This window comes from Aromatoleum petrolei, from assembly GCF_017894385.1.
GTDB lineage: Bacteria > Pseudomonadota > Gammaproteobacteria > Burkholderiales > Rhodocyclaceae > Aromatoleum > Aromatoleum petrolei.
Window position 1 is genome coordinate 5,189,086 of sequence record NZ_CP059560.1, and the last position, 13,026, is coordinate 5,202,111.

Below are 13,026 nucleotides of genomic sequence, written 5' to 3' on the forward strand. Positions count from 1 at the left end.
ACGAACTTTCAGCCTATGAGTTGTAACCGGCCCTGAGCGGCCATCTAAGCGATGAGTCATCAATGACCGTTGCGGCCGGGTGGGAGACGATGACCTTCCTCGGCGCGAGCTTGTTACGGCACGCGCCGGATCAGGCCCACGGAATAGTGGGTGGGTGTTTCAGCTGGATCAAATGTTCCGCCGGGATAGGCAAGATCGCGTAAGCGATCCCGTCGAAGTTGGCGAATTCGACGAGAACATGGTCGCCATCAAGTTGCTCGACCACGGTCCCAACCTGACCTTTCCCAATATGCTGCTCAGGGTACTCCCGCAGAGTGGCTACCACATCGAGGGTTTTCATCGCAATCTCGAAAAATAGCGCACCTTAGCAGTCTAGATACATCGCAACCGCAGCGCCAACCGGTCCTGAGCTTGCCGTTGCTGAAATACCTTCGAGGCGACGCAAGTGCTTACTGTCGGACATCGGAGGTGGCCTCAAGCGGGCGAACCGCAGGTGACCACCGTATTGTTGCCGAAGGTGGGCCTGAGAGTCGAGGTCACCATGGGCCGCGAAGGGGAGATTGGAAGCAGGGCATTCGTCCAACGGCTCAAGAATCCCTCAAGACGTACGGGGGGTAATGTCAAACGAGGTGGGGTAGGGGGGCGCTCCGTCCAACTTTTGGTCCTCGACCGGAGGGTGGTGCGGACGAAAACTTCGACTCTTAAGGAGTTCGTCCATGTATTCGTACGCACCTCCGGGGGGTCAAAATTCAACGCGCGCCGGTAGACGTCGGGCTTAAGCGATCGCGTCGGACGCAATTTCCTGCTGCATGTGCGCGGCCGTGCTCCCCACCGGAAGCAGTTGTGGATGCGGTTTGCCGATGAAATAGCCCTGCGCGAAATCGATCCCCTCCCTTCTTGCGGCGTCGAGGATCTCCAGATCTTCGACATACTCGGCGATGGTCTTGACACCGAGTCCCCGCGCGAGGGCAATGATACTCTGCACAAGCGCCCTGTCCTTGTCGTCCTTGAGCATGTTGCGGATGAATTCCCCCTCGATTTTTATGTAATCGATAGGGAAGCGTTTGACATACTGGAAGGACGAGAAACCCGACCCGAAATCATCGATCGCGAACTTGAACCCCTCGAGCTTGAGGGCCATGACGAATTTTTCGAGCAGGGTGATGTTGCGCACCGTCTCGCGTTCGGTGATCTCGAAGACGATGCGCTGCGGATCGATGCCTGCGTCCTGCGCAAGTTTCTGTATCCTGGAAATGAATTCGCCTACGATAAGGGCCTTCGGCGACAGGTTGATGAACAGCATACCTCCGTAACCCTGCGCCTTCACCGCTGCGAAGGCCCTCTCGATTAGCATGTAGTCCATTTTGTGGGCGATGCCGAGGCTCTCCGCGACCTCGATGAACTCGCCGGCGGGGATGATCCTCCCGTCCGCTTCGATGCGCATCAGCAGCTCGTGAATGACGATGCGCGAGTTGCGGGCGTCGCAGATCGGCTGGAAGAACGGGACGATGCACCCTTCCGCCAACGCATTCATCACGAGCTGGCTCTTTTCGCCCATTTCACGGAACAGGCCTACCATGTCGTCGGCAGAGGCGATGCAAATTGCATTCTTGCCCTCGTGTTTGGCCTTGTACATCATGTTGTCGGCAACCATGAAAAGGTCGCGCGCGTCGTTGCCATGGTCGGGGAAGACGGCGACGCCGATCGAGGTAGTGGCCTTGACCGTTGAACCGTCGGGGGCGACAAGCGACATCCGCTCGACGTGCTGCAGCAGGCGCTGCGCGACGAGATAGGCCTGCTCCTCGCCGGTTTCCGGGAGAATCAAGGTGAACTCATCACCTCCGTAACGGGCCATGAGGTCCCCCTGCCGCAAGGCCTGGTGCATTTCTACCGCGAGGGCCTGCAGGTAACGGTCGCCGAATTCGTGGCCGTGCAGGTCATTGACAGTTTTGAAGTTGTCCAAGTCGATGACCACCACGGCGAAGTGGTAGCCGTGCCGCCCGGCACGCATGATTTCGTATTCCAGAAGTTCCCAGAAAACGCGCTGATTGAAGAGGTCGGTCAGCGGATCGCGGGTGGCGTAGTACTCGAGGTCCTTGGTGTAGCGCGAGATCGCCTTAACCGAGCCGACTACGTTCAGCATCGTCGTCAGGATGCTGTCGATCACAATGAGGCGGACCGAATCCTCGGCCATGATCGACTGCATGCCAATGCCGACCACTCCGCCGATGCGCGGGGTGTCGAGCAACAGCGACTTGGTCTGCAGTTCGATCGCATGCCTCGGGATAGGATCGAGTTGCCGGGTGGGATCGGCGACCACATGCTCGATGTGGAGTTTCGGCGACATATCGAGGTGGGTGTGCTCCGCGATTCGCGCGCGGATGATCTCCTCAAACAACGAGCGCGTCTCGGGCGTAGGCGATCCGGTCCAGAAAATGTCGAGTTCGTGGGCGTCATCGTCGACTTTGAAGATAGTAAACAGGCTATACGCTGGGAGGATCTCGTCGATGTCGATGAGCAGATCGCGGATGTAGCGCTTCCAGTCGCGGACGATGTCTGACGTGATGATGAATTTGCCGAGGATCTTGATTTCGAATTCGAGAATGTCCTTGTCGACGGCGATCGCACGCATGCGCTCGACAAGCGCCCCCATGTGCTGAAACAGATCGTTGATTTCGTCGAAACCGAGATCGACGCTTTCGAGATCGAGCCTGCTGAGGTCCTTGACCACTTCGACCTGCTCGATGCGCTCACGCACCGCATCGATCGGCTTGCGGATGCGCCGTGCGAATACGGCGGCGGAAATCGCGGCGACGGCGACGAGCGCTGCGGCGAAACCGATGAACAGCACGACATACCCTTGGCGGACTTCGTTGGTGATCGGACGCAGATCGTGTTCGACCGAAATCACGCCGAGCGTCTGGCCCACGGTGGCATTGACGTGGCAACCGAGGCACTCGTCGCGGGCAACCAGGGGGTACACGTAACGTAGCGCACCGCCGTCTTCCCGCACAATCTCGGCGGGGCCAGCCAAGGCGGCCGTGACGTCCGCATCGGGGGGCGGCTGGTCAATCGCGCCGAAGAGGCTTTCCACGAGCGGGCCGCGGTAGATCGTGACCCGGTGAGCGGTACCCTGGAATGAGGTTCTCGCCGAGTCAAGGAATCGTGCGAGATCCTCGCGCGTCCAGCCCTTCCGCATCACCTCGAACATCGTATTGAAGGTCTGCACGGCGATCGCGCGCGAGGTTTCGCGCGCCTGTTCGGTGATCAATCGCTCGTAAAGAAGCGATGCGGCAAGCGTTGTCGCGAGGAAAACGATGACGGCGACGGTCGTGATCGTCGCGAAGCCGAAGCCTTTGAGTGTCCTGGCCAATACGATACTCCCGCCTGCTATGCCGTTTGCTGGATGACGTATGCCGTATCCCGGCGGAAGTGATCGCGCGTGTGGCTCGTTTGATCACCCTCTAATCCATTCCAATGTGTTAATTTGTTATGCCGGATGGGCCTAAGATTATATCCCGTGTCAATTGCCTTCGCTCTTGTCTGAAATCAAGGATAGTCTCGTCGTATCTTTGTAGTCCGGCTGCTCGGAGCTGCGGCGCCGCTGAAGTGACATATGCATTCGCGTCGGTCGTGGCGAATTTACAAGACGCGTAATGGGCAGGACCGAGTTGCGCTCATAATATGTGGACGGATGGTCCAATCGGAATGCTGTTATTGTTGCCACTCTGATCCCGACGGCCGGAGCGGGTCGGTTGCTGACCTGGGGGTTAAGGTCAAGTTCTGACGGTGCGAAGGACGTGGCGGAGAGTAGGGCGGGGTAGCACGACCGACACAGCATGACGCGCGATTCAGACTTTGGGCATGGGACGGATGCCTCATGAAAGAGGTATATTCTTGTCAGCAGCCGTGTCCTGCTACGGCGAGCTACTTCAAGCGGCATCCCCCCTTTCCGCAGTCCGAAATTGACCTTGTCAGAAGGATGGAACATGGCAAACAACAAGACCACTGGCAGCAAGGCCGCAACGGCGGCGTCGAAGACGTTACAGAGCAATTCCACCGGCGCAAAATCGAAGACCGCTGCCGCGAGCACATTGTCACAAACGGGCGCACCGAAAAAGCAAACCTCGGCGCCTGCGGCATCCGCAGCATCCAAAGTCCTTCAGGACGGCCGGACCAGCGCTCAATCGAAAACCGCTGCTGCCAGCGCACTAGCCCAGGCAAAAGGCAAGAAGAAGTAGGCGGTTTCGAAGTCGACCCTACCAGGGCCCATGATCACTTCATCTTAGGTCCGGCTAACTCGTCGGTGGGCTCCATCCAACGATTCGTCGCGCGCCAGCGATCGCCACTTTTGGCTGCTGGCACGCCGCGGCAATCTGAGCCCGTACCACACCGCGCGCGCCATATCGGCGAAGCTGGCTGGATCAGCGTGTTCATGTGTCCACCCGCCATGGAGACTGGGGGGTAATGTCAAACAACTGTTCGCGGAGGGGCGGGGCGCCCACTGAGTGGCATCGTGGCCTCGTCGCCAGCGCATTCAATCCGGAACCCTTTTACCTGCATAGTAATCCGTTGAAAACCGCGGTTCAGGTATCCATGCCAGCGAGCCTCGCGAGCTTCTCGAGCAGGGACGTCTTTCCGCTTTCATTAAGGCGCATGACGCCGTTGGTGAGTGTCCCTAGGTAGAGTTGAATGAGACGGTCGTCGAGCAGCCCTGCAGAAACCGCCTCGTAACGCGTGCCATCCGTCTCCTGGTACACCATGAGATCGTGCAGATTGGAGAAGCCCATCGAGGCGTTCGCGGGCAGCAAGGCCGGAACAAAGTAACGTACAAAGGCGCCGCGATCCTCGATGAAAGACAGTTGCCGCCATTTCTTCAGCTGAGCGTCTCCGACACCGGTGTAGTAGGGGAGCAGGAGCCAGTTGGCTGCACGGCTATAGAGTCCAGAAGGAGAAACGCCACCGGCAGCCGTCATGTCCGTCAGGGCTTCCTCAATGCCGCAGTAGCGGGCATTGAGCAGGATCTTGGGTACGATGGCGCCAGTGAAGCGACGCAGGAAGACCGGTCGCTCGTTGTCGATGAGGTAGAAGTCGTCGCCTTTCAGTTTGCCCCCGAGGCACGGGAATCGTTTATGCAGGGCACCGAGCTCGTCGGGGGCGATGTCGGGCAAGAATTCTGTGTTGCGAAGGTGCAATGCGCCGTCGCTGATCTCGAACTGGACGATGGCGGCCATTGAAAGGATTTCGCCATTGAACGTGTCCGGGCGCAGGCGTATGCGATCGGTGTGCAGCAGCGTGAATCGGCCTTCGGGCAAGCTCATGTCGACCGGGATCCTATTGCGGGAAAAGCTGTCCTTGATCGCCAGCTCCACCGCGCAACGCCGAATGGCGGCCATGTTCTCCGGTAGGCGTAGGTTGCCGTCTTCAATCTCGAGGTCGATCCCCTGCAGAACCGGATAAGCGCCGCGACGACGGTACAGGCGATCGAACTTGGCCCAAGTATAGGCATCGACGTCGTCGGCCAGCAGGATGTCCTGTGCAAGGCCATGGTAGGCATCCCAGGGACGGTCGAAGCGCGTGGTTTCGACCTGGATGCTGGTGCCGCTCACTTCTGCGCGCCGATTGAGCACCAGGCAAGCGGCACCTCGATCGAGATGATTCATCCACTGCCGGTCTCGCGCTGGCCCACCCCCGTTATGGAAGGACACCTGCGGGAACGTCACACCATCGGCCTTCAGTGCGTCGAGCAAACGACCGTGGGACTCGGCCGGCCATGACGCGCTGGTATTGTTGATGACGACGAGTGGCCGCGAGACAGTGGCAATATCCGATAGCTGCACCCTCGGCACGGTCGTGGCGTGGGTGGGCGCGAAGGCGCGGCGCTCATGCGCCACGCCGGCTTGTTTGAGGATGTCCGAAAAGGTCTCGGTGAGGCGGTTCAGCAGGTACAGGCGCGAACCCGTCATGGCGGATTGCTTGAAGGAGATGTCATCCAAGTGCGTTTTCCGTCCATCCCACTTACGGATGCGATCAGGGGAAACCAGGGACAGGGAGAAGCCGGTTTCGTCCGGCGTCAGGACGTCTCCTGATTTCATCGCCCCGGGCAACACCTGCATGGCCTTGGCTGCCAGAATGACCTGGACTTCTCGATGCAGGTAGTTGGTCTCGAGCAGAAACGCCTCGACGCCGGTCGCGCCCGCGGCAGCCTTGAATGTACGCGCACCCAGATACACGGAGGGGCCCACAGCGTCAGCAAGCAGCCCCGGAGCCGAACGATTCAGGAGCGCCGCCAGTAGACACAACTGAATGATCAGCGGCGCGTCGCCGGCTTCGATCGCCGGCACCGCAGGGTCAGCGCCAGGCTCGAGGTAATAATACTGGCCAGCCCGTCGCCCACGGAGAAACGGGATATGGTGCGCCTCCAGGCCCGTCCGCTGGGCAATTTCGCGCTTGCGCGCCTGAATGGGCACCGCCGGCGATTTTCGGTGTGTCTTGTCGATTTCGGTGGAACGCAGTTGCCAGCGCTGACCGCCCGCGGCGAGCTGGCGTAGGAGCTTCTCGGCCGCGGCGATGTCGGTCGGTTCGGTGATGGTCAGAAAGTTGGTCCAGGCCGCCGGAACTGAAGGAGTGAGTGGTTCGAACATGGAGGATCTTCCTCAGGCGTGATGGGGGCTGGCCGGATCAAGCAGACGAAGCAGGCGGTCATTGATCCGGTAGCGGGTCCATCCATCGTCGTCGGGTTCGGCTACGAACAGGTTGAAGAAGTGAATGCGCCGACCTTCGAGCACTTCGGTACCGTACGGGCGTTCACCGCACAGATTGACGTACAGCGGCACCACGGGCTTGTTGCCGAGCAGACGCTCGACCTGTTTTGCACGGAGGAGGGCCTTGCGTTGACTGGTCAGCGGAATTTGCATGGCGACCTGCACGATTTCGGCCTTGCGAGGAGCGTTGTCACGCAGGGAACGCCCCGCCAGACGATCCGCGCGCCGGCTCCAGTTCTTCAGGTCGATTGCGTACACACACGACTCCGTTTCGACGAACTCGTCAAAGCGCTCGAATAGTTCTTCTGCATGCGGATGTGTCGCTGCGTCGATCGTCGCAACGCCCCGCCGGCGCAGCAGCTCGCTCATTACGAGCTCGGCGAAGTAGCCTTTCACGTAGTCGTTAAAAAATTGCGCTCGCGGCACGTGATCCTGAAACAGATGATCGAGATCGATCTTTAGGCGTTTCATGATCTCCTGGAATTCCGGCGTGGCGCGCAAGCCCACAGGCGCCAGTTGCCTGCCTGGATCGAAGCGTCGTCCCTTGCTGTGATGGAGATCGGCATAGAACGCGAGTTGCCCGCGCACGGATTGCGCTACGTCGCAAACGGCCTCACCTAGAGCGTTTTCAGCATCATCGATGGCCTCGATCGCCTTGTCGGCGCGCAGGATGTAGCGGTCGGCATGGTCATTTGCCACGAAGGCGTAATCGACAAAGCTGCGCCAGGCGCGTTCATCGACACCCGCCGGCGGCGACTGCAGCGATTCAAGGTAGGTGGCCGGATCGGTAAACATCAGCGGGCTGCGGATTTGCACCCAGGCTTCACGATAGGCGTTGTTGCGAAAGCCGCGGTAGATCCGGCGGCTTGCCTTCAGGAAGCTTGCGCCCAGTACGATCTCCTGACGCACGTATTCATTCCAGCCGGTCTCGTTGCTGAACATCGAGGTTCGTTTCATGAAAGCTTGCACGTGCTCGTACACCGCATGATTGCCAGCCGAGAGTCTTCGCGAAAAATCGGGTTCGAGTTTGTAGAACTGGGCGAGCTCGAGCACGATCTCGTGGTTGAGCAGAATGCTTTGGGCTGCAACGCCGGTTTCAACGCGCTCGACGCGCCCGATCGTCTGCACCATGTCGCGACCGATCTTGCGGAAATATTCGTCGCGGAACGCCTCTTCGTGCTCATTGGCGATCGCCGCTGGCAATTCCTGATAGGTGTAATCGACCAAGCGGTCCTCGAGGTAGAGGTGCTGCAGCATCGCCTGCAGACGTTCCATGTGCACCAGGGACAGGTCGGGCACCCGATACAGGCCGTCGTAATAGGGCGACATCGCCACCATGAGGATGTCAAAATCCTTGCGCCACGTGCCGTTCTTCTCCCGCCCGTCCGGCCCCGAGTGCTTGGGTGTGAGGTTCAAACCACGCGACGCCGAGCGAAAGCCGCTGATCATGAGTACCTTGTGCTCCGTTTCGTCGAGCAGGCCCTCGAGGATCGATTCGTCGTTTTCCTCGTCGATATCGTCTTCACCGAAGCGTCGGAACTCCCCGTCAACGATGCGGCCAGGCTCCTTGCCGAAACCCGCGGTGTAGAGAATCAGGCGGACCTTGTCACCTGGCTGGCCGAACGCGACCGGATTCAGTGTGTAGAGCCCCCGGACGACTTCGTCTGCGGTGACACCCATCTGACGACGAGCAAGCCCGTCAACGATTGCGCGGATCTTGCTAACTGTTTGCGTGAATGCGATTGCTGACCGCTCTTGGCCGGTGGCGAGACGGCAAAGCAGGGCAGCGAAGTAGCGCAGCTCATCGAGCTTGTAGGGATTGCGTTCGCCACGACCATCGGGCTCGGCGGCCTCGAGCTCGTTCATCATTTCGCGCTCGAGACGACGGTACAGTGCGCCAGGCTCGATACGGGAAAGGAAGGTGTCACGATCGAAGTCCTGAACGCGCGTCTCGCGTAGCGCCTGGCGGTAATGCCTGAAGTCCGCCATAAAGCGGTACTCCGCATCACTTGCCCCCTCGACTCGGCCATCAACGTCCTTGAGGCGAGTCGCAAGATAGGGCAGGTTGAACCCGCCTCGGCACCCATGCATGCCGCCGGTGGCCGACATCAGGTAGGCAATATTGCCGGGCAGATGCTCGAACTCGCGGCGCTTCGCCGTGAGGAAGGCGTCCAGCAAGTCTTCGGGGGTCTTGCGCAAGACGGTTGTCGCAATCGACATTATGCGGAGGTCGTTGGCGTACTCCTCGCGCAGCACCGTGTCTTCAACGATACTCAAGGCGAATTTGCTGCGCCGGAAGACAATGTCGTCGGTGAGCGGCTCATCGGGCGCGCGCTGCGTCAGGCTCGGCAGGTCGTCCTTGTTGAGCTTCCAGCTCCCGATTTTTTGCCGGTATCGGCGCAGCACGTTCCATTGATGGTCTGTGATCTTCGCGGTCTTCTCCTTCGCGGGGGCCTTGATCGGGGTGTGCAGCAGTATGCGGGTGATGGCCATCACGAAACGCAGGAACTCGCCCAGAGAAAAGCTGTTGCGCTGCCGACGCAGATTCCCCTCCTGGTGGAGTGCATCGGCGCTCACCAGTTCAAGGTTGTTGTGCGCGACGGACGGCACGAGACGGATGCGTTCGAGGACTTGATGCTCGTAGAATTCGAGCCGCTCGTTGAAAAATAGGTACTCCAGTTCGCCGCTGAAATCGCGCAAAGTTGCGGCGTTTGCGAGGATATGCTTCTTGTCGTGAAACACGCGCTGGAGTCTGCGATAGACCTCGAACTCGCTCTGCGGCACCGTCGCATCCGGCCAGGGCTGGACCGCTTCGCGCGCGAAAATCTTGATGGCGTCAATGATCTTGAGCTTTTCCCGCAGCTTCGTGAAGTTGTTGTGGATGTCGTGCTTGGCAAAGAAGTCTTGCGCCAGCACCTGCAGCCAGGCCGGCTCGAAGCCGGCAAAACAAGGCAGCACCTGCAGTCGTGCAAGCTGATCCTCGCTGCTGGATGATTCGAGCAGAGTCTTGCGGATGGCGCCCAAGTTGGCACGGATCGCGCCAGACGAGTCAAACAGGCGACGTGCGAAGGTTTCGCTTTCGTAATCTGCGTAATCCGAGAAACCCGACAGATCGAAGTGATGAAAGAATGCGTAGATCACGCGATGCAGATCGACGTCGCGATTCGTGAGGTCGCGCTTGAGGGCTCTGAACAGAAATTCGTGCGCTTCTTCCTCCTCGTCGATCAGCAGCGCAAAACGTTCGTGGCACTTCGACGCCCACTCAAAGAACGTTTCATAGGGGTTGGATTTAGCCTTGGCGATGCCCAGCTTTTCAGTGATCAGTTCGTACTGGATACAGCGACTGGCGAATTTGCTGGTCGTGGCGATGATGATGCCGGGCTGGTATTGAAACAGATCCAGCGGCCGCAACTTGAGCAGCATCGGCCGAAGGTCCGGGTTTTCAAACAGCTTGTCCCGGTAGCCATTCATGACTTCCTGGAGGACGATTTTGCGGCTCAGAGCATTCAATCCGCCGAGAATCGTCCCCATGGCTTGGCGCAACTCCTCGCTCAGTTGCTGGTCTGTGGGACTGATGCGCAGGAATTCGTGCAGCCGCCGGTAGCGCGTCACGGCATTTTCGGTGCGGCGCAACCAGTCAGCCGCGGAATGGCCGCGTGACGCGGTTTCTCCGTCGGCCGGAGACTCGTCGAAATCGTCATCGAGGAGATCATGTGCTCCGGCGAGGTACCTGCGTGCTGCCACGCAGAATGGCACCGCTTCCGTCAGAAGGGTATCGTCGTTCGCGAAGTCCTCGCGAGCATAGATACGATAGACCGGGATCGTGAGCCCGCGCTCCGCAATGAGCTTGCGCACGCCCGGCTCGAAGTCCTCGATCAGCCTCTTTATGGGCGCAACGTACACCGGTATGGCGCGAGCCCCAGCGAAGATGTCAATCACCAACGATTGAGCGGCGTAGGTCTTTCCGCTTCCGGTGGGGAGGTATACCCCCTTGAGGAGCGCATGTTGAGCGCTATTCCATGCCAATAGGGGAAGTTGGAAGGCTTCGTCAGGAAATTTCGGTCGCGGAGAGGTGCGCATGACAAAGCCCTTCACAGAAAAGACTGAAACTATCTTAGCAGGGGTGACATCTCGGCACGATAGCAAATCACATTGGTATAATTTTCAGTTTTGCAAAAGTGCAGGTCGAAGAACGAAGGCGGAAAGAAAAGGGAGATAGGGGGAAATTTCAAGAAAGGCGGGCGCGCAGGACCTGACCGAAGTGGGGTAGGGGGAGTCCATTTCGTGCGTGTGTTGTCGGCTAGGGAATCATCCCAAATCGGACCTTGACCTTGATTTCGTCGAGCCAACCGTTCCGATAATGCTCCTTCAGGCTGCTGACTTGCCCCCGGGCGACCCCCGAAGTTTGTGCGAGTTGCTCCAGCGAAACTAGGGAGTCGAGACCGCCCAGCCGTCCTGTCGCCACGATGGCGGCCTTGTCAGCCGTCGACACCAGCACGAGGACATGAGGCAGTAACCCTTGTGCATTCAACCAGGCTAGCAGGTGAAGTTCGCCATCGTCGAGTGCCTGGCATTCAGGATGCTGCAACGCGAAGACCGCAAGGTCGCGTTTGCCGACCGCGTGCCGGGCAGCAAGTCCGTTGATGAGCTCATCGTGATTAACGACGATTCGACCGGGTTCAGTGGGGTCGCCGGTCTGGGTTTCTTCAATGCATTTCTCGACGGTTTCGATGGCATAGTGCTGGCAGATTGCCGTCCAGCAGCCCGTGCGAAACGCCTCCAGGATGACATTGGTGTCGACGAAGACGCGGCGCTTGCTCATCTGCGACAACCTCTTATTGTTCGAAGGGGCTTGCCAGTGAGTGCTCAGCAAAAAGGTCGGCCAACTGTGGCAGGGTCATGCCTAGCGCCTTAGCAGCCTTGCGGACCGACAGACGTCCCTTGTCGATGGCTGCATGCAGCATGGTGACGAAACTGACGGACAGTCGCTTGGGGGTGCCCGATGTCGTTGGGCGCTGCCGCTCCTGTTTCAGCGCATCGCGAGTCTCCTCGCCAATCCACTTCATGTTGTACAGACGCCAAGCAAGCGCCATTGGCGAAACACGCAGTTCTGCAGCGATATCAGCCAGATGGTCGGTATCGTTGATGTGGCGCTTATCGATGAGATGCTCAAGCGAGGCAGTTGGCATGAGCAACGCAGCGGCAAAGTTATTGGCCAGTTGTTCAATACGCCGGGTACGGCCACGCTCTTCATACGAGTTCGATTCGCGGTGTTCCGGTTGCATTGCGTCCCACGTCAGCGCGTGAAAGAGTTCGTGAGCCAGGTCATAAAAGCGGCGGGCTTCACTTTCGTTTCGGTTGATCAGGATGACCCCAAGGTCCTGCAGATGGCACGTCGCACCCGAGATCGAATCTCCCCCGAGGGTCGTGACCGTGTCGACGAACAGGATCGGGATATCCAGCTTCTCTTCGATGCTCTCGATCAGACGTTCGGCCGGCACCTTGCCCAAATTCAGGGCCTGAACCAAGTCTTCCGCGCGGGCGATTGCCTCTTCAAACGTAGACTGCGTCGTCAGTCGCAGGCTGTGCTTGAGCGGATTGACCCGACCCTGTTCCCCTTCGCGCAACCAACGCAGCAGACCGATCCACTGCCCGGCGCGCAGTTCGAAATCGTCCAGAGGGTCTTCGGGAAGCGCGGGTGATGCCCGCCAGGAAAACTCGGCTTCACCGACCACGGCGAAGGGATCCAGGAAATACTCCACGTCGCGTTCCAAGACATCCGACAGCGTGACCAGCTCATCGGGGTGGAGGCGACGCTTGCCGTTTTCGATGTCGGAGATGCTTTGCCGATCCTTGAGCCCGAGCACCTCCGCCAGTCGCTCTTGATTCCAGTCGGCGGCCTCGCGTGCAGCTTTGACGCGATACCCGATGAGGCGATTGGAAAGTTGTTCAAGCATGGCGGGGACTCCTCTGACTGGGGTCGGTTGAACATTCTATTCTTGCGAACTATGTTTCGCAAGAATTTGACGCGAACTAACATGTGCAAGCGTCGAGATCCAAAGCTCACCTGCTCAATCACAAGGCGGGCACGATCTCGAATGAAGTCTTCGCGCCCACGATCACAGTGCTGGACGTGCATGGGGATAAGCCGGCAGCGCCCATTGCCCCCCACGCCGCGGCCCTATCGAAGCAGAAGGAGGTCAGCGATGAGCGGCCCCGGTCATCACCGACCAACGCTGGTGGGCAGCCCGTCGTCCTGTTG

At 59.2% G+C, this 13,026-nt stretch carries 7 protein-coding genes; 1 reads left to right on the top strand and 6 read right to left on the bottom strand.

Annotated elements, in window-relative coordinates; genetic code table 11:
• Window positions 1–130: 130 nt before the first annotated feature.
• Entirely contained in the window at window positions 131–340 is a 210-nt protein-coding gene (locus ToN1_RS23690) for a DUF4926 domain-containing protein (protein WP_169205608.1), read from the bottom strand.
• 435 nt (window positions 341–775) lie between these two features.
• Window positions 776–3,373: a putative bifunctional diguanylate cyclase/phosphodiesterase gene (locus tag ToN1_RS23695; RefSeq protein ID WP_210147921.1), complete on the bottom strand. Its 2,598-nt coding sequence runs from the start codon at window positions 3,371–3,373 to the stop codon at window positions 776–778.
• 616 nt (window positions 3,374–3,989) lie between these two features.
• Here ToN1_RS23695 and ToN1_RS23700 point away from each other — a divergent pair.
• On the top strand, window positions 3,990–4,241 hold the full coding sequence (locus ToN1_RS23700; protein ID WP_169205607.1) for a hypothetical protein: 252 nt from the start codon (window positions 3,990–3,992) through the stop codon (window positions 4,239–4,241).
• A gap of 345 nt (window positions 4,242–4,586) precedes the next feature.
• Here the strand turns inward: ToN1_RS23700 and ToN1_RS23705 are convergent, their stop codons facing one another.
• The 4 genes from ToN1_RS23705 to ToN1_RS23720 all read right to left on the bottom strand — a co-directional run bounded on the left by ToN1_RS23705 (window position 4,587) and on the right by ToN1_RS23720 (window position 12,721).
• Entirely contained in the window at window positions 4,587–6,644 is a 2,058-nt protein-coding gene (locus tag ToN1_RS23705; protein WP_169205606.1) for a hypothetical protein, read from the bottom strand.
• A 12-nt stretch (window positions 6,645–6,656) separates the two neighbouring features.
• Window positions 6,657–10,844, bottom strand: coding sequence for a DEAD/DEAH box helicase family protein (locus ToN1_RS23710; RefSeq protein ID WP_169205605.1), 4,188 nt, complete (start codon window positions 10,842–10,844; stop codon window positions 6,657–6,659).
• 220 nt (window positions 10,845–11,064) lie between these two features.
• The gene (locus ToN1_RS23715) at window positions 11,065–11,586 is read right to left on the bottom strand and encodes a hypothetical protein (protein WP_169205604.1); all 522 of its coding nucleotides are present in this window, start codon (window positions 11,584–11,586) and stop codon (window positions 11,065–11,067) included.
• 13 nt (window positions 11,587–11,599) lie between these two features.
• Window positions 11,600–12,721: a helix-turn-helix domain-containing protein gene (locus tag ToN1_RS23720; RefSeq protein WP_169205603.1), complete on the bottom strand. Its 1,122-nt coding sequence runs from the start codon at window positions 12,719–12,721 to the stop codon at window positions 11,600–11,602.
• Window positions 12,722–13,026 lie beyond the last annotated feature (305 nt).

Coding starts and splice junctions, on each gene's coding strand:
- ToN1_RS23690 (WP_169205608.1), bottom strand. CDS start 340: ATGAAAACCCTCGATGTGGTAGCCACTCTGCGGGAGTACCCTGAGCAG.
- ToN1_RS23700 (WP_169205607.1), top strand. CDS start 3,990: ATGGCAAACAACAAGACCACTGGCAGCAAGGCCGCAACGGCGGCGTCG.
- ToN1_RS23705 (WP_169205606.1), bottom strand. CDS start 6,644: ATGTTCGAACCACTCACTCCTTCAGTTCCGGCGGCCTGGACCAACTTT.
- ToN1_RS23710 (WP_169205605.1), bottom strand. CDS start 10,844: ATGCGCACCTCTCCGCGACCGAAATTTCCTGACGAAGCCTTCCAACTT.
- ToN1_RS23715 (WP_169205604.1), bottom strand. CDS start 11,586: ATGAGCAAGCGCCGCGTCTTCGTCGACACCAATGTCATCCTGGAGGCG.
- ToN1_RS23720 (WP_169205603.1), bottom strand. CDS start 12,721: ATGCTTGAACAACTTTCCAATCGCCTCATCGGGTATCGCGTCAAAGCT.